The sequence below is a fragment of the Nocardia sp. NPDC058640 genome (genome assembly GCF_042716995.1).
Taxonomy (GTDB): domain Bacteria; phylum Actinomycetota; class Actinomycetes; order Mycobacteriales; family Mycobacteriaceae; genus Nocardia.
Window position 1 is genome coordinate 316,268 of the sequence record NZ_JBHXRG010000003.1, and the last position, 17,024, is coordinate 333,291.

Below are 17,024 nucleotides of genomic sequence, written 5' to 3' on the forward strand. Positions count from 1 at the left end.
CGCCTCTACGAGGATGGATCAGGTGAACAACAACCCAGTCGACCTGCATACCGCGCTGGCGGCCTTCGACGACCTGTGGTCTCCGCGAATTGCGGCCAAGGTCAACGACTATGACGTCCGCATCGCCAAAGTGGCCGGCGAATTTGCCTGGCACCGTCACGACGACACTGACGAATTCTTCCTCGTCCTCGACGGAGAGCTACGAATTGCCTTGCGCGACAACGATAGTGAGCGCACTGTCACGCTACCGACAGGGTCGGTGTTCGTCGTTCCCCGCGGCACCGAGCACAAACCGTCGTCCATCGAGGGTGCATCCATCCTCTTGTTCGAACCCACCGGGACCCCCAACACCGGTGATCACCACGAACAACTGCCCGAGCACATCACGACCACAACGGGACGACCACTCGCCTGACCCGGACAGAATGCGGTCGCCCGACAAGGTCATCCGACCTCGTCGGGCCCGCGATCATGTCCTCGCGGCGCCGTCAGCACCGAATCTGCCCGGGGGCGAATGGATTTCAAGTCCACCATCGGGTCAGTCGAGTCCGTCGACGATGCGGAAATCACGCTCGAAGCCGTCGGGCAGCGCCGCCAGCGCCTGCTGGTATGCCTCGCTCTCGTACGCCGCAACGGCCTGCTCGAAGCTGTCGAACTCGATCAGCACGACACGTTGCGTGATCCCCGCCTCGTGCGCGACGACGCGACCGCCCCGGGACAGCAGGCGCCCGCCCGCCGCCTGGACAGCCGGACCGGCCAATTTGTTGTAGGCAGTCAGCTGCTCCGGGTCGGAAATGACGGGGTAGACACTCACCCAGTAGCCCTTAGCCATGAAAACCTCCTGTGTTCGGTGGTGCTGAGCATAGGGTCTGATCACATGGCCGCTCTCCCCCGCCCAGCCCGAAAACTGGCGTTTGTTCTCGCTATCGCCGTCACGATCCCGATCCTCGCGACCCTGGCCTTCGCCGCCATCGGCCACCCCGAATGCGCGACCATCCCGCAAGACGTCGGCCCCTGCGGATACTGGTCCCGCGTAGCGGAATACGGGCCGTTCATCATGCTGTGGGGGACGATCGCCACTGTCGGCGTCGTGGCGTCAATGTGGCCATTCGTCGTGGCCCTGCGCCCTCGCCGCGAGTAGCAGAGGCCACCCGGTTGCGGAGTTCGGAGGCGTGGGGCATGTTTGCGGGTAGGTCCGCCGGGGATCCGGAAGGCAACTGGCGCAAAGCAACTCGACCAGGAGCCGCACATGCCAGAAGCAGTCCCCCACACCGCATTGACCCACATCACCGTGGGCCTGGGCTGGGATCCCGTGCGTGCGAGCAAGTTTCGACGGCGCCCGAAAGACATCGATCTCAACGTGGCCGCACTGTCGTTCTGCGGAACCCGCTTCGCCGACGTCGCCTTTCACGAACAACTGACCTCGCGAGACGGTGCCATCCGCCTCCTGGGTGACAGTCTGGACGGCGTCGGCGACGGTGACGACGAGATCATGGTGCTCGATCTGACCCGATTGGCCCGAGACATCACCACCGTCGTGCTGCTGATCACCTGCTACACCGGACAGCGATTCGAGCAGATCGAGAACGCCTTCACCCGTGTCATCGACAGCGTCACCGGCATCGAACTCGCACGCATAGACCTGGCCGTGGCCCGCGCCCACACCGGCTTCGTGTTCGGCAAACTCCATCGCGCCCAAGGGGATTGGCAGTTCACCCCCATCGCCGAGCCCATCGCGGCAGAGCACATCGCCGATGCTGTCCCCCACCTCACGCCCTACCTGGACTGATCCGAAAGCGTCGAGCAAGTTTGCGACGGTTCTCGTCGTGGGTAAGTGGTTCAGGGGAGTTGCACCACCGTGACCCGGTCGGCCGCACCTCCCTGAAATTCGCCGAACCAACCGCCAGGAGAAACATGCGTTCTGTCAAAGCCGGTGCCGTCGCGGCCGCATTCGCCGCCACCATCGCCTGCCTCGCCGGACCGGCCGCTGCCGCCGACAACCCCGCAGAGCCCAACGAGATCATCAGCATCGACCTCAACCTGCTCGGCTGCTCCATCGGCGCCGGGCTGGGCGGCGAACTCATCGCCGCGTTCACCGGAACCACCACCGGCTCCGCCACGGGATCCAGCAGCAGCGTCGACACCAGCTTCGCCTCCCGCCTGCGCGCGGCCGGCTGCCTGCCGTCCTGGAAGTAGTTCGCCCTGCGCCGAGGCCCCTGGAAATTGCTGGGAGCCTCGGTGTTGGTCCCCTCAACGGGCATGATGCCACCGTGCCCACAACATTCCAGATCGACCGGATCATCGGAGATCGCCCCTTCGCCGAGGTCGGCGATCCCGTGCTCACCGTCGACGACGAGCGCCACCATCTACTGGCAGTCGCCGGTACGTACGACGAAGCAGCCCGGACCGCGCCGATCGGCGTGTACAGCACCGACAACCTGGTCTGCCGCGCCTTCGCCCGGGCACGCTATCCCGTGCACGCCATGGCTTTTCACCCCAACCAGCCCCTGCTCGTCATCGGGTCGGGCCGCTATGACGGCGGCTACTTCTTCGAGGGCGAGCTGCTGCTGTTGGACCTGGAGACAGGCGCGACCAACTCGCTCATCGAGAACTACTTCGGTCGCCAGGTCCTCGGTCTGGAGTGGATCGACGAACACGACCTGCGTGTACTGATGGCGCCGCCCGACGATGACAACGATAAGGATGCGTTCGTCGAGGGGTACACCGCCGTGGTCCATCGGGCTGACTGGCGATCCGTACCGCCCAACTCGATCACCGGCTATGACCTGGCCGGTGATCGAGTGGCGGCACCGCGTCCCGACAACCGAGCGGCGGCCCGGCGAAGGATTTCAGATCTGAACCCGAACTGGTACCCGCGACGCACTATTCGCGCTGTCGAGCAACTGTCCGATGGGCGGGTATTGGCAACACTGGAAGGTTGGCAACTGGAGTCGTGGCTGCCCTCGGGCGAGCGGGAATGGTCGGTCAGGGGTGACGTGGACGGTCGCGACATCGTGGTCGCCACCGACGAGCGTTCGGCCTGGATCACGATGATGCCGCCGGCGTGGCGGGAAGCGCCGCAGTCGGTAGTCCGGCTTTCGCTCGCGGACGGAACGCGCCTCGACCACGTGAGCTCCCCCCATCCAGTGTCTCTGGTGCGATGCGCAGACGGACTCGGGGCGCTGGCCCCCGAGGGGTCCAACTACGAGCGGAGCAAGCTGCGCATCCGGCGCGGCAGCCGCGTCTATTTCTGCGACGTCATGTCCGAGGATGACGAACCCTGCATCGACCCAGCCGGTGCGTGGCTGTCCGCGGCCGACCTGGAACCGATGCCGGTTGGCGACTACCCGCGCGCGCCGATGGACACCGCATTTACCCGGCTATTCCCCTTCTCGTGGGCGCCGGGGGAAACGCACTTTGCCGGTCCGGGCGTGGAAACCTCGGAGGGTGACCTCATCCATGCGGGCACCGTCCATGATGGTCAAGGATTGCAGCCGGGTGGCTCATTTGTTGTGCGGCGCAACACCAATGGGGACACGGCATGGGTCTTCCGGACGGACCACAAGGCCACCGCGCTGGATTCCGACGCGGAAACCGTCTACGTCAGTTACGACGACGGCGAGATAGTGGCACTCGACCCTTGTTCGGGCTCTGCAGTGTGGCGCAGACATCTCGCTGTCGCCGAGGTGCCCGTCGTGCCCACCGCGCTGACCGTCGTGGAGCTCGGCCGACTGCTCATCGGCACAGACGACGGTCGAATCCTGGATTGTTCAACAAGGTAGCCCGGGTCCTTCCCGAATCATCGACCCCACGACACTCCCCACGATCACCGCAGGTGAACACCCCCTTCAGCACACCTTGAGTACGGTGGAACCGTTCAGGCAGGACACAGCTCCACCGCGTTGCCCTCTTCGGCTCGTCTGACGGTGTCCGCGTCATCGCTGTCAGCGATCCCCGTGCGGTTCCCTGAAAGGACAGCTGATGGCAGACACCGAACACAGTCACAGCAATACCGACTTCAGCAACACCACCAGCGACGGGTGCCCGGTTCACAAGCCGGAGTTCACTCGGCCCGAAGCGGTCGGCGGAGTGCCCGATTGGTGGCCCGGGCAGCTCAATCTCAAACTGCTGCAACAGAATCCGCCGTCTATCGACCCGATGGGCGAGGGTTTCGACTACGGCAAAGAGTTCGACACCTTGGATCTGAAGGCGGTGCAGGCGGACCTGAACGCCCTGTTCACCGACTCCCAGGACTGGTGGCCCGCCGACTTCGGCAATTACGCCCCTTTCTTCATCCGCATGGCCTGGCACGCCGCGGGCACCTACCGCACCGAGGACGGTCGTGGTGGTGCCGGGCACGCGATGCAGCGGTTCACCCCGCTCAACAGCTGGCCCGACAACGCCAATCTCGACAAGGCACGGCGGTTGTTGTGGCCGGTGAAGCAGAAGTACGGGCAGAAGCTGTCGTGGGCGGATCTGATGGAGTTCGCGGGCAATTGCGCGTTGGAGTCGATGGGTTTCCAGACGATGGGTTTCGGTGGTGGGCGCGAGGATTGGTGGCAGGGTGACGACACCTGGTGGGGTCCCGAGCGGGTGTGGATGGCGCCCAGCGAGCAGCGGCGCTCCCCCACCTCGGAGTTGGATCTGCCCCTTGCCGTGACGCAGATGGGGTTGATCTATGTCAATCCCGAAGGTCCCAACGGGGTGCCTGACCCGGTGTTGTCCGCGGTGGATGTGCGGCAGACCTTCAAACGCATGGCGATGAACGATATCGAGACCGCGGCGTTGATCGTGGGCGGGCACACCTTCGGCAAGACCCACGGTGCCGGCCCGCAGGACAAGGTCGGGCCGCCGCCCGCGGGGGCTCCGTTGCAGCAGCAGGATCTGGGGTGGAAGAACTCGTTCGGCACCGGCGTGGGTGCCGATACTACGTCCAGCGGTCTCGAGGTCACGTGGACGCAAACCCCGACCACCTGGGACAACACGTTCCTGGAGAACCTGTACGGCTACGACTGGGAAGCGTATGTGGGCACGGGCGGGTTGTGGCAGTGGCGTCCCAAGGACAACGCCGGCACCGACTCGGTGCCGCTGCCCTTCGACGAGCACCGCCACCACCAGCCCAACATGTTGACCTCCGACATCGCGCTCAAGGTCGACCCCATGTACGAGCAGATCACCCGCCGCTGGTTGCAGAACCCGCACGAGCTGGCCGAGGAATTCCGCAAGGCGTGGTTCAAACTCATCCACCGCGACCTGGGCCCGCTGACCCGGTACCGCGGGTCGATGGTGCCGCAGCAACCGCAGTTGTTCCAGGATCCGATCGAGCCGGTCACCCACGGCCTGATCGGGTCCGCCGACATCGAAACCCTCAAAACCGCGTTGCTCGCGTCCGGCCTGACACCGCAGCAGCTGATCTACACCGCCTGGTCGGCGGCTTCGTGTTACCGCGACAGCGATATGCGCGGCGGCGCGAACGGCGGCCGGATTCGGCTTGCGCCGCAACGTAATTGGGAACGCAACGAGCCCGACGAGCTGCCCCGGGTGATCGCGGCGATCGAGCAGGTGCAGAACACTTTCAACCAGGCCCAGACCGGGAACGTCGCGGTGTCGTTCGCCGACCTGGTCGTGTTGGGTGGTGCCGCGGGGATCGAGGCCGCGGCCAAGGCTGCCGGTCACCAGGTCACGGTGCCGTTCACGCCGGGGCGCGGCGACGCCGTCCAGGAAATGACCGAGATCGAGTCGTTCGACGCGCTGCTGGGCTTCGGTGACGGGTTCCGCAACTTCGTCGAGAAGGGCGCACCGATGCAGCCGGAGTACCTGCTGCTGGACAAGGCATACCAGCTGACGTTGAGCGCCCCGGAGATGACGGTGCTGGTGGGCGGGCTGCGCACGTTGAACGTGAACTACAAGCAGTCACCGCTGGGCGTGTTGACCACGACGCCGGGCGCGCTGACCACCGACTTCTTCCGCAACCTGCTCGACATGAGCACCGACTGGCGGCCCGCCCCCGCCGACGACGGCACCTTCATCGGGGTCGACCGCCGCACCGGTGAGCAGCGATGGACCGCGAGCCGCGTCGACCTGGCGTTCGGCTGGGACGCGCAATTGCGCGCCACCTCCGAGGTCTACGCCGCGGCCGACGCCACCCCGAAGTTCCTGGCCGACTTCATCGCCGCGTGGGACAAGGTGATGAACCTGGACCGTTTCGACCTGCACCGCTGACCACCCACGCCCGGGCCGTCGACGCGGCCCGGGCGTGCGGATCGGTCAGGCCGAGGGCGTGCTGCCGAGGTGGTGGGCGAAGAATTGAGCCGAACTGTCCCGCTCGTATTCGGGCACCGGGTAGCGCCTGCCCGACGACGCGCGCAACGTCTTGTCCTTCGAACCGAGTGCGTCGAAGAACGCGACCCCTGCTGCGTTGTCGAACTCCTTCTCGTCCCAGGGAATCCAGCATTCGACCGGGACCGAGATCTTTCGTGCCGCCTCGATCAGGGTGTCGTCCACGAACACCCCGCCGAAACTCAGTGCGGCGATGCGGGATTCGACGTGCGACAGCAGCAGCCCGGTCACGACTCCCAACGAGACACCGCCGTAGCCGATCGGCGTTGCGGTGCCGATCTCGGGCAAGGCCTGCAGGGCGTCCACTGTGGCCTGCCATTCCGGCACCGCCCGTTGCGCCACCGACATGTTGAACTCGACCACGAGCGGGGCGATCGGTTCGCGAGCGGCCCGAGCGCGATGAATCGCCTCGACCCAGTGTTGATCCTCCGGACTTCGCGGCCGGTCACCGTGTCCGGGGGCATCGATGGCGGCGACGGTGAACCCGTGGTTGGTCACGTTGTGCAGCGCACTGGCGACCAGGCCGGGTGCCTTCTTGTGCATCCCGCCGGAGTGCCCCGACAGCAGCAGGGGTGCGCCCGGCGTTGCGGATTCCGGGGACCAGAGCACGCCGGTGATGTCGCCCAGCTGGAAGTGACGTTCGATGACACCGTTCGACGATGTCTGGGAGATGAAGTGCATGGTGTTGCCTTTCGGGATTGCCTGATTCAGGCGCTCCCGGCGACACCTACATCGATCGCCGAACCGTGAACACGAGCGGGAGCACCCACATGGTTACTGCGTTCATGGGTGTCACCTCCTTGCGTGCTTTCACGGTCTCGAGCACGGTAGCAACCGGATCCGAATCCCGTCCAATCCTTTTCCACGCTCAGGATGCGAACAGCCCAGCGACGAACGGGGTGCTGTCGGGCAGGGACGCGGCCATGGTGCCGCTGTGGTCGGTGCCGTAGGGGTGGAAGCGGACGTCGGCGCCGCCGAGGGTGAGTTCTCCGATCAGCGCGTAGGTCATCGGCGGGGGCACGTCGCGGTCGGCGGTGCCCTGGGCGACGAAGATGGGTCGGTCGTGTCCGACGGTCGGGACCGCGAGAGTCTGTCCTGCTGCGGCCAGCAGGTCGGCGTCGGCCAGTGGGCGGGACAGGAGTTGACCGACCGACAACCCCGCGTAGGTGTCGAAAGATTCTAGGACGCACAGGGTTTCGATGCCGTCGAGTACTTGTCGCCCCAACGGGGTCAGGTAGGAGTCGATGTCGAGTTCGGGTCTGGCCGCGCGGAGACCATCGAGAATGTACGCGAAATAGGCCGCGGTGCCGCGCAAGGGCAGGGGCGGAAACCAGGGCCCCGCGGTGGGCAGCAGCTTCTCCATCTGTGAGGGCGGTCCGGTCGCGACGGCTCCGCGAAAGTCCAGCTCCGGCGCCTCGCGCGTGGCCATGGTCGAGGTGAACAGCGCGGCGTGTGCGCCTTGCGATTGCCCCATCGCCACCCAGCGCGCACTCAACGTCGCGTCTTGCGCGCGTGCGGCGCGCACGGCGTCGATCACACTGTGCGCGGCCGACTTTCCGTCGAGGTACGGGTGCACGCCCGGCGTGCCCAAGCCGACGTAGTCGGTCGCGACGATGGCGTAACCGCGTGCGAGCCAGTGTTCGAGGTAGGCGATATCGCGTTCGGAGCGGCCTGCGGTGGTGGGCGCGCAGTGATCGGCGACGCCGACGGTGCCGTGTGCCCAGGCGATCACGGGCCAACCTTCCGGCGGGGCGTTGCCGGCGGGGACGTAGACCGCACCGGAGCTGATCATCGGCGAATCATGCGGTCCTCGCGTCCAATAGGTCAGTTTCCCGGAGCGCCCGGTCTGCGGCAGAGATGCGACCGGAGATAAATTCTCCACGGCGACAAGCTGTCCCGGCGAATTGTCGCCCGGCATGGCGGTGGCGCTCGGTGTGGCGAGAGTCAGCGCGGCGGCGACCGCGAGCACGGGCAGAATCGTACGAATCATCATGGGCGGAAGGCCTCCACTATCGACCGGTTGCGGCGATGCGCAGGTATCCCGCGACAGTGCCTTGATACAGAACCCCGTTCGGGCCGATATTGCCCGGAAGCTGCAGGGTGTTGAATTGTGGTCCAGCGCCCAGGGTTTGGGTCGATTCGACCTTCCCGTTCTGGCCGTTGATCACGGTGTAATCGAATCGATCCGGGGCACCGCCCTGGCCGGGTACTCGGCTGACCGTATAGAGGTGACCGTCGGCGAGCGAAATTTTGGGCACCGCGGCGGAGCGGACGTCGGCTGCCCAGCGCTGCTGGCAGGTGCCGTTGCGCTTGACGTCGACGCGGACGATCCCTCCCACGAAATCGGCCTGCGATGGCACGCTCGGTCCCGGAGTCGCTTGCGGCGGGTAGGGGTAGCCGTAGGTGGAGGCGACGAAAACAGTGTCGCCGACGCCGATCGGTGAGTTCTCGGTGCCGTCGACCACCGGGATCGAGCAGACCTGTTCGCCGGTGCCCGCGTGGAACACGAGCAGGTTCTCTTTCGGGGCGGCGTTGTCGACGATGGCGACGTACTCGCTGCCAGTTCCGGGACCGAAGAAGGTCGGTGTTGATCCGGTGCCCCAACTGAGCTGTCCTGGTTTGCGACCCGGCCCGCGGTCATAGTCCTTGCGCCAGGCAATAGTCGGCGTACCGTCGGCGCCGGCGCGCACCAGGTACAGCGCGTGCGTGGTGGCCACGGCGAGACCGTCTGGCGAGGTGGAGATGCTGTTGGTCACGACCTCGCCCGAACCGAGGGCGACGCTGTGCGCTCGGCCCGAACCGGTGTCGACCAGGCCGACGGTGCCGCGCTGCGTGGCGAACCACACCTTGCCCGAGTAGTCGGCCATCGGCGCGACGACGGTGTCGCAGCCCGGCGCGCCACAGTGCGCGTCGACAGCGGGGCCGATCGGGGTCGCTTCGGCGATGAACAACCGCCACGCACCGTCGCGTCGATCATGAGCCACGCGCACGAGGTTGCGTTCCCCATCGATCGCGACGACACGATCGGCATTGTCGAGGTAGCCATAAACACCGGAAAACATGCCACCCCTTGGCAATTCGAGCGACGCCAAGCTGTCGCCGGTCGCGGGGTCGAGCAGATGTACGACGGGCGCGAGGGTGCCGGTCTTGCTGCACATGGCTTGCGGCATACCGTCCGCGCCGATCAGCAGATTCGTGCAGTTGCCGCCGAGAGGTTTGAAGGTCGCGGTGACGGTGTTGTCGCCGTGGCGCCCACCCGGCCCAGCTAAGGGTGTCGCGTCCGATGCCGCGGAGTCACCGTGTTGGCTCGCGGTTCCCACCGGACCCAGGGCCGGGTTGGGTGCGGGCAACGGCCCCAGCCGGGGATCCGCGGTCGCGGTGGCCGCGGCGACCATCAGAGCACCAACGGTGACGAGCACGACGGTCAGCCGCGCGAAATCTGTGCCGCGCAGGGTGGGCGGTGTGAACATCTATCCTCCATGTGCACGACTATTCGTTTCGGCGAAACGATTATTCGGCGCGGAGAAGATAGGTCATGCCTGCACAGTCTGACAAGCGGTGACCGATCAGGCGCCCCCACCGAGGATGCAGAACTGGTTGCCTTCCGGGTCGGCCATGACTTTCCACGACACATCACCCTGACCGACATCGGCCACCGTCGCACCCAAGGCCTCGATCCTGGCCACCTCCGCCGCCTGATCGTCCCCGGCATACGGCAGAACATCCAGATGCACGCGAGTCCACACGGTCGGCTCCCCCTCCCTGCGAACAAACTCCAGATAGGGCCCGACCCCCTGAGCGGACCGCAACTTCACGAGATCGTCGGTCGCGTCATACACGATCCAGTCCGTGGCGTGGCTCCAAAACTGTGCCATCGCACCAGGATTCGCACAGTCGACCACCACCGCGGCAATCGGCCCCGTATCCCGATAGATCTCCCGAGGCTCCAACACACAGAAAACATTGCCCTCCGGATCGGCCATCACCGTCCACGGCACATCCCCCTGCCCGATATCCGCAAACGTCGCCCCGAGCTCCCGCAGACGCGCAACCCACTCCGCGTGATGCTCCGCCGAAGTAGTCGCGAGATCGAGGTGCACCCGGTACTTCACAGTCTCAGGATCGGCCACGCTAACGACATCGATGCACACAGCGGCAGGATCCGGCCACGAAAACCCCACCGGCTCAACGTTGGTCACCCCAGGCCCCTCACTGGACACCCCCCACCCGAGCGCCTCCGCCCAAAACTGCCCGAGCGCCGCATCATCACGAGCCTTGAAATTCACCTGAACCAGCCGAGTTGCCATGCCGACGATCCTAAGCACGACCGCTGCGATCGCGCGACTATTTACGACTGGGCCCGAGCCCACACCCGAACCGTCGGCGGGGCATAAAACCATCGCTGCCCGTTCCTCAACTCGGCCCGCGCGGTGGCAATGACCTCGCGTGAAACCCCCTGCTCCATCAAGCTTTCGTGGACTTGAGCCCACGTCAGCTCCCACATGCGCGCCATCGCCGAAGCGCCCCGAAACACCGGGATCTGCGCCTCGGCATGGACGTCGACCAGCCCGAGCGCCTCCAGCTGCGCAGGTAGGTTCCGGGCCCAAGCTTGGTTCGCACCCGCCGCCTCGGTCGCACGCGCGAAAGCTCGCCAGACCTCCCCGAACGCGCCCGGCATCTCCCGCAGGACACCGAGCCCGTCACCTTCTTCGAGCAGGAGAACACCCCCTGGCGCCAACGCCCGGACCAGGCGCTCCAAGACAACGTCCCGTTGGGCAATATGCAGCAGCACGAATCGCGTGTGCACGAAATCGAAGTCGAAGTCGCCCGAGGGTATTTCGTCAGTGACAAGATCGATCTGGGCGACTTCGCCGCCACGGCCAGGGAGGTCCGCCAGGTGACGCGGGTCAGCGTCCACAGCAACCACTCGACCACCCGGCATTGCCACACTGCACAGCCACCGCGCGAACGACCCGCCGCCGGCCCCCGCTTCCAGACACCGCCACCCCGCCCCCACACCCAGTTGCTGAGCGAGCGCGATGCTGTCCGGGTCGTAGGCCGCGCCGAGCAACGCAAGGCGTTCGTCAGCGAAGTCCCATTCGTTGGGCAGCGTGTAGTGCGGATTCGGTGACGAAGAGCCGGTCATGCTGAGACGCTATGCCTGTGTGATGTGGGCCGGCGTAGGGATTGCAGCGATACACGACGCCAAGTGGTCGAACACACACGGCGTCAGCACGAAACGTGTTGCGGCAGTGGCTGATCATACGGATGCACGTACTGCTCGGTCATCGACCCAGCCGCGCCTCGAGACCGTCGAGCACACACTCCAAGCCGAACGTGAACTCGATCTCAGGGTCGGGTTCCTCCGCTTCGAGGACGCGGCGCGCGAGCATCGGATGCTCACCCGCCGCGATGACATCGCTGATGTATGGGTCGACACTGCGCTGCCATTGCTCCACGGTCAGGCCGGTGCGCTGCTCGGCACGGTGCGCAGCCTGCTGAGTCGCCACCGAGCCCAGCACATACGCGTGCACGGTGCCGAGTGCCTGCGAGGCACGGGTGATGTCGGGGGTGAGCGCGACCGCGGCGCGCAGGGCGCATTCGGACCATCGCAACGAGTTGGGCCCGAGAGAGGGCCTGCCCGCCAGTTCGCCCGCCAACCACGGATGCCGCAGCATGATTGCGCGCAGCGCGTGCGCGATGGCACCCAGTCCGGAGCGCCAGTCGGGTGCGGGCTCAGGAAGCCGGACCTCCCCCTGCACCGCGTCGACCATCAGGTCCACCAGTTCGTCGCGGTTGACGATGTAGCGGTAAAGGGTGGCTGTCCCGGAACCGAGGTCGCCCGCTACCCGGCGCATCGATACCGCGTCCAAGCCCTCCGCGTCGGCGACGGCGAGCGCGGCGGCCACGTACTGGTCCACCCCCGGCGCCTGTCGGCGCGGTTCAGGGCGTGGCCTGGTCCACACCGACGAGGGAGCGGGCTGGTTCATCGCGTGGGTTCCTTTCGTCGTTGACCAACATCCTACCTTCTGGATACGGTGTATCCATGACGAATACATCGTATCCGCAACTTCCGGTACTCGTGGTCGGCGGTGGCAGCATCGGGTTGCTCACCGCAGCGCTACTCGCCCACCATGGAGTCCCTGCCGTGCTCGTCGAACGCCGGTCCGGGCCGTCGGTACACCCGCGCGCCACCGGCATCGGGCCTCGTACCGTCGAGATCCTTCGCGAACTCGGTCTCGACGCTGCCGTCGATGCCGCCGCCGTCGACCTCCGGGGCGCTGCGGGCAAGGCGGTGGCGAGCACCGTCCTAGATCTGGGCGCAGGCGACGTCGTGACCGTCCCGATGCCTGCCCCTGCCACCGCCGAACTGGACAGCACGCCGTTCAGGCTGCGCGGTGTCTGCGCGCAGGACCGCCTCGATGCTGTGGTGACGGCCGAGTTGGTGCGGCGCGGAGTGGATCTGCGCTGGTCGACCCGCCTGGTCGATATCGCGCAGGACTGCGACGGCGTCGACGTCGAACTGGAGACGGTCGACGGGCGGTACTCGCTGCGCTGCGCGTACGTGGTGGCCGCAGACGGCACACACAGTACCGTGCGGACCGCCCTCGGCGTAGGCATCTGCGGTCCGGGTGACCTGGGCAAGTCGATGATCAACATCTTGTTCCACGCCGATCTTCGACCCCACCTGCGGGGGATGTCCTTCGGCACCTGCACGATCACCACACCGGCGGCGCCCGGCCTGCTGGCGACCGTGGACGGCGAAACGAGCTGGGTCTTCCACGTCGCCTGCGACGGGGGCGAGCGCCCCGAGGACTTCACGCCCGAACGATGTGTCGCGATCGTCCGCGCGGCGGTCGGAGATCCGGACCTGGACGTCGAGGTGCGCAGTGTGCTCCCGTGGCGACCTCGCAGCTGCCTGGCCGACAGCTTCGCCGTAGGCCGAGTATTCCTAGTCGGCGACGCCGCACATACCGTCTCACCCCTAGGCGCATTCGGCCTGAACACCGGTGCCGCCGACGCCCACAACCTCGCGTGGAAGCTGGCCGCCGTCCATCACGGTGAGGCCGGGGTCGGCCTGCTCGACACATACGCGCAGGAACGCGAGCCGGTCGCCGCGGCGACGCTGGACCAGGCGATGCGCAGGCTCGCCGACCCCGAATTGCACTGGGGGCGCGGACCCGAGGCCGACGCCGCCAGAACGTCGGCGGGAGTATGGGCTGCGTCGGTCGTTCACATCGGTCAGCGCTACAGCTCGACTGCGATTGTCGAGCCCGAACCGAATCTCCCGTCCACCGTTGACCTTTCGCTGGCGCTGGACGGGTCGCCAGGTTCACGGGTTCCGCACACATGGGTCGACGGGGTGTCCACGCTGGACCTGGTCGCGTCCCGGTGGACCATGCTCGTAGGCGCCGGCGACCATTGGCTCGCCGCCACAGCGGCCATTGGACTACCGACGCACCGGATTTCTGCACCATGGCTATCCGATGATGGGGCAGTGCTCGTGCGACCGGACGCGATCGTCGCGATGCGGGTCATGGATCCGGTCCCGGAACCGGCGCGGTTCCTCACCGTCGCTCTGGACCAAGTGCTGGCCAGGCCGGTATCAGAGTAGGGCGGATCTTTCGTCGAACCGCCACTTCGAATGACAAGCCCCTACAGGCTTTCCACCGCTACACGGATCGACCGCGGTCCCTGCGGTGACCCGCAGTACGCTTGTCCTGCAGAGTAATTCAAGGAGGGGGCCCATGATTCACCACGTCCAGATTGCCTGCCCATCGGGAGCAGAAGGCCGCATGCGTGCGTTCTACACCGGAGTCCTCGGCTGGGCCGAACTCCCTAAGCCTCCGCCGCTTGCCGCACGTGGCGGCTGCTGGTTCACGGTTCCCGGCGTTGGCGGCCCGGACGGTGAACTCCACGTCGGCATCGAGGAGCCGTTCAGACCCGCGCGCAAGGCTCACCCTGGCTTTGTCGTCGACGTCGATGCCGTCGCGACCGCTGTCAGCACTGCCGGTCACGAAATCCATTGGGCCGACCCGGCCGAAATTCCTGGACGACGCCGCGTCCACACGAACGACCCGGTCGGCAACCGTCTCGAATTCCTGAACGGCTGAGCGGATCGCGAGCAGGCGTCAGTCGCGACCCGGCACCCTTTCGATATAGGCCTTGGCCTGCGCGAGCTCGATCTCGATGTTTCCGGGGAGGTTGCGGCGCAGGATCGGATCAATCAGCCAACGCACCGCCGGAACGAGCTCTGCTGTCATCGTTCTGGTCACCAGTGTGCCGTTTTGGGTGGGTTCACAAACAAAGCTCGCAGTGAACTTCATCAACCTGTTCCACAGTCTGTTGTCCGGTAAAGGAGCGAGTCCCACATCGACGCGCTGACCGGGGATGAGTCGCCCCTGCGCAATCATTTTCGGGGCAGGGGCGGGAAGTCCCGGCATAGCTGGGCGGAATTTGAATTCAACGAGATTTCCCTCGCGGCGTACCCAGTCGAATCGGCCGATTTTGTCATCGACCTCGGCGTACCGTTCCACGTCCATCGCAAATTCGAGAAATTCCTCCGGAAGGCATTGCATGAACTGCTGCGCCCGTGCCTCGACCATTTCGCCGTCTCCTCTGTTCGTTCGCCCGGCGGACCTGGTTTCACAGGTTTCCTACCGTCAACTGCGTTGACGCACCAGCATCTTCAGTTCCCTCATGGACAGGTTTCGCGTTCCGCGGTAGCGCGAGGAAGCCGAAGGACAGCAGCAGCATGATGCCCGCGCCGTACCTGAGCGTGTGATGGAAAGTGTTGGCGAAGTTGATCGCAGTGGCGTGTTCACCAGCCTCGGCGAGCATTCGGGTCACGATGGGATCAGAGGCGGCACCCCGACAGCTTTCCGGTTCTTCGGTGGGATCGACCTGCGCCGATCGATCACGGACGCACGCCCGGAATCCGTCGACTATCTCGATCTGCGCCGACTCGGACACACCTGCTGCGGCGAGTTCGCTCTGCACTCGTGTGGCCGCCTCTTCGGCACCGCGGGAGGAGTCGTTGTCCAGTTGCGTGAAGAAGACGATCCCAACGAGCGCGACACCGAGCGCGATGCCGAGTTGCTGCCCGGTGTTGAGCAATCCGGAGGCCGCGCCAGCGGCACGGGTGGGTACCTGGCCGAGCACAAGGTCGATGGTCGGCGCGACAACGAAACCGAACCCGATGCCGATCAGCACCAGCGGAATCACCATCTGCCACGTCGTGGTCGCCTGGCCGTAGTGCTGAACCAGCGCACCGTATCCGATGAATCCGGCGCAGGTGACAAGCCCGCCGACGATCAGCACGCGTCGTCCGAACCGAGGTGCCAACACACTGGCCGAAGTACCCGCACCGACCCCGGTGGCGACCGCGAAGAACAGCGAGGTCAGCCCGGCTCGCAGCGGCGACCAGCCCAGACCCGCCTGCATGAGTAACGTCCATACGAGGAAGAACCCGCCGAAACAGACCCAGAACAACAGCCAGCTGATAAGCCCGAGCGTGAACGGACGCGACTGGAAGAGGCTGAGGTCGATCAGCGGCGACCCCTCGCCGCGCTGACGTCGACGTTCGTAGCTGACCAGCGCCACCAGCGCCACCGCTGACGCCCCCATCATGGCGAAAGTCCATGCCGGCCAACCGAGTCGGCGTCCCTCGGTCAGCGGATAAGTCAGCAGCAGGATGGCAGCGGTGACCAGCACGACCCCGACCAGGTCCAGGCGCGGTGGGGCAACTGACCGGGACTCGTTCATCCATCGCCAGGCGGCGATGAGCGTGATGATGCCGATCGGGATGTTAGCCAGGAAGATCGGCCGCCAACTGAGGCCGAACAGATCCCACTCCACCAGCACAGCGCCCAACGCCAGGCCGACCGCCGTAGCCGACCCGCAGACTGCGCTGTACACAGCAATCGCCTTGGCGCGCTCCTTCTTTGGGAACGATTCCCGGAGAATCGCGAGAATCTGCGGCACCATCAGACCTGCGGCCAGGCCCTGAAGAAATCGGGATGCGATCAACATCGTCGGGCCGAAGCTGAGCCCGCACGCGGCCGACGCCACCGTGAACAACACCATTCCGACCATGAAGATCCGCTTGCGGCCGTAGAGGTCGCCCAGCCGTCCACCGGTGATCAGGATCGTGGCGAAGGCGAGAACATACGCGGCGATGATCCATTCGATCTGCGCGTACTGCGCACCGAGATCTTCCTGAATGGTCGGCACCGCGACATTGACAATGGTGACATCGAGTAGGTCCATGAAGCCGGCCGCCAGCGTTGTCGCGAACGCGATCCAGCGGCGCGGGTCAGGCTGTATCGAGTCGATGGCCTGCGGTTCAACCTGATTCGGTTGAAGGTCTTTGATCACGGACTAACGCTAACGACGCACACACAGCCTTGGAACAGGCTGGAATGCCAGCTTTCAACGGTTTCCAGCCAATGCTGTCACCTGGACATATACAAAGTTCAACTGGATGAACGCCGTGGCAGCATTTGCCTAGTGCCGCGTCAAGCAACGTTGGGTAGGTAATCCGGGCGCCGGATCTTCGAGCCGACCGCGAAGTCGCGGATAGGTCCGGCGTGCTGGTTACGCCAGCGGATGTAGTCACCGATCGCAGCGTCCTGCTCAGCGTGGCTGCGGTGGTCGGTCCCGTTCAACGCGAAGTACCGCAACGC

17 protein-coding genes are annotated in these 17,024 nt (G+C 65.7%); 8 read left to right on the plus strand and 9 right to left on the minus strand.

The genetic code is table 11. From position 1 onward, the window contains the following. Positions 1-13 precede the first annotated feature (13 nt). Positions 14-415: a cupin domain-containing protein gene (locus ACFWU5_RS07835; protein ID WP_379266513.1), complete on the plus strand. Its 402-nt coding sequence runs from the start codon at positions 14-16 to the stop codon at positions 413-415. A gap of 123 nt (positions 416-538) precedes the next feature. On the opposite strand, the gene ACFWU5_RS07840 is transcribed toward ACFWU5_RS07835, so the two are convergent. Further along, positions 539-832: a DUF1330 domain-containing protein gene (locus ACFWU5_RS07840; RefSeq protein ID WP_379266514.1), complete on the minus strand. Its 294-nt coding sequence runs from the start codon at positions 830-832 to the stop codon at positions 539-541. 45 nt (positions 833-877) lie between these two features. Here ACFWU5_RS07840 and ACFWU5_RS07845 point away from each other — a divergent pair, with 45 nt between their 5' ends. The 5 genes from ACFWU5_RS07845 to katG all read left to right on the plus strand — a co-directional run bounded on the left by ACFWU5_RS07845 (position 878) and on the right by katG (position 6,222). Then, positions 878-1,141 carry a hypothetical protein gene (locus ACFWU5_RS07845; RefSeq protein WP_379266515.1) on the plus strand — a complete coding sequence of 88 codons (264 nt, stop codon included), beginning with the start codon at positions 878-880 and terminating at the stop codon, positions 1,139-1,141. A gap of 108 nt (positions 1,142-1,249) precedes the next feature. Further along, positions 1,250-1,789, plus strand: a complete 540-nt coding sequence (locus ACFWU5_RS07850) for a TerD family protein (protein WP_379266516.1) — start codon at positions 1,250-1,252, stop codon at positions 1,787-1,789. 125 nt (positions 1,790-1,914) lie between these two features. Continuing rightward, on the plus strand, positions 1,915-2,196 hold the full coding sequence (locus ACFWU5_RS07855; RefSeq protein ID WP_379266517.1) for a hypothetical protein: 282 nt from the start codon (positions 1,915-1,917) through the stop codon (positions 2,194-2,196). Between the two features lie 74 nt (positions 2,197-2,270). Beyond that, on the plus strand, positions 2,271-3,782 hold the full coding sequence (locus tag ACFWU5_RS07860; RefSeq protein WP_379266518.1) for a hypothetical protein: 1,512 nt from the start codon (positions 2,271-2,273) through the stop codon (positions 3,780-3,782). A 199-nt stretch (positions 3,783-3,981) separates the two neighbouring features. Further along, entirely contained in the window at positions 3,982-6,222 is a 2,241-nt protein-coding gene (gene katG, locus ACFWU5_RS07865; RefSeq protein WP_379266519.1) for a catalase/peroxidase HPI, read from the plus strand. 45 nt (positions 6,223-6,267) lie between these two features. On the opposite strand, the gene ACFWU5_RS07870 is transcribed toward katG, so the two are convergent. From ACFWU5_RS07870 to ACFWU5_RS07895, 6 genes are all read right to left on the minus strand, one after another. Beyond that, positions 6,268-7,020, minus strand: a complete 753-nt coding sequence (locus tag ACFWU5_RS07870) for an alpha/beta hydrolase (protein WP_379266520.1) — start codon at positions 7,018-7,020, stop codon at positions 6,268-6,270. A 187-nt stretch (positions 7,021-7,207) separates the two neighbouring features. Beyond that, positions 7,208-8,332, minus strand: a complete 1,125-nt coding sequence (locus ACFWU5_RS07875; protein WP_379266521.1) for a lipase family protein — start codon at positions 8,330-8,332, stop codon at positions 7,208-7,210. A gap of 16 nt (positions 8,333-8,348) precedes the next feature. After that, positions 8,349-9,809, minus strand: coding sequence for a hypothetical protein (locus tag ACFWU5_RS07880; protein WP_379266522.1), 1,461 nt, complete (start codon positions 9,807-9,809; stop codon positions 8,349-8,351). Positions 9,810-9,905: 96 nt separating this feature from the next. Then, the gene (locus ACFWU5_RS07885) at positions 9,906-10,646 is read right to left on the minus strand and encodes a VOC family protein (RefSeq protein WP_379266523.1); all 741 of its coding nucleotides are present in this window, start codon (positions 10,644-10,646) and stop codon (positions 9,906-9,908) included. Positions 10,647-10,687: 41 nt separating this feature from the next. Next, the gene (locus ACFWU5_RS07890; RefSeq protein ID WP_379266524.1) at positions 10,688-11,485 is read right to left on the minus strand and encodes a class I SAM-dependent methyltransferase; all 798 of its coding nucleotides are present in this window, start codon (positions 11,483-11,485) and stop codon (positions 10,688-10,690) included. A 139-nt stretch (positions 11,486-11,624) separates the two neighbouring features. After that, entirely contained in the window at positions 11,625-12,329 is a 705-nt protein-coding gene (locus ACFWU5_RS07895; RefSeq protein WP_379266525.1) for a TetR/AcrR family transcriptional regulator, read from the minus strand. A gap of 56 nt (positions 12,330-12,385) precedes the next feature. Here ACFWU5_RS07895 and ACFWU5_RS07900 point away from each other — a divergent pair, with 56 nt between their 5' ends. Together ACFWU5_RS07900 and ACFWU5_RS07905 are read left to right on the plus strand one after the other, a co-directional pair. Next, entirely contained in the window at positions 12,386-13,954 is a 1,569-nt protein-coding gene (locus tag ACFWU5_RS07900) for an FAD-dependent monooxygenase (protein ID WP_379266527.1), read from the plus strand. A 133-nt stretch (positions 13,955-14,087) separates the two neighbouring features. Further along, positions 14,088-14,453 (plus strand): glyoxalase, encoded by a 366-nt coding sequence (locus ACFWU5_RS07905; RefSeq protein WP_379266528.1) that lies wholly within the window; start codon positions 14,088-14,090, stop codon positions 14,451-14,453. Positions 14,454-14,471: 18 nt separating this feature from the next. Here the strand turns inward: ACFWU5_RS07905 and ACFWU5_RS07910 are convergent, their stop codons facing one another. Together ACFWU5_RS07910 and ACFWU5_RS07915 are read right to left on the minus strand one after the other, a co-directional pair. Continuing rightward, on the minus strand, positions 14,472-14,945 hold the full coding sequence (locus ACFWU5_RS07910) for a hypothetical protein (RefSeq protein ID WP_379266529.1): 474 nt from the start codon (positions 14,943-14,945) through the stop codon (positions 14,472-14,474). Positions 14,946-14,985: 40 nt separating this feature from the next. Then, the gene (locus tag ACFWU5_RS07915) at positions 14,986-16,716 is read right to left on the minus strand and encodes an MFS transporter (protein ID WP_379266530.1); all 1,731 of its coding nucleotides are present in this window, start codon (positions 16,714-16,716) and stop codon (positions 14,986-14,988) included. Between the last annotated feature and the right edge of the window lie 308 nt (positions 16,717-17,024).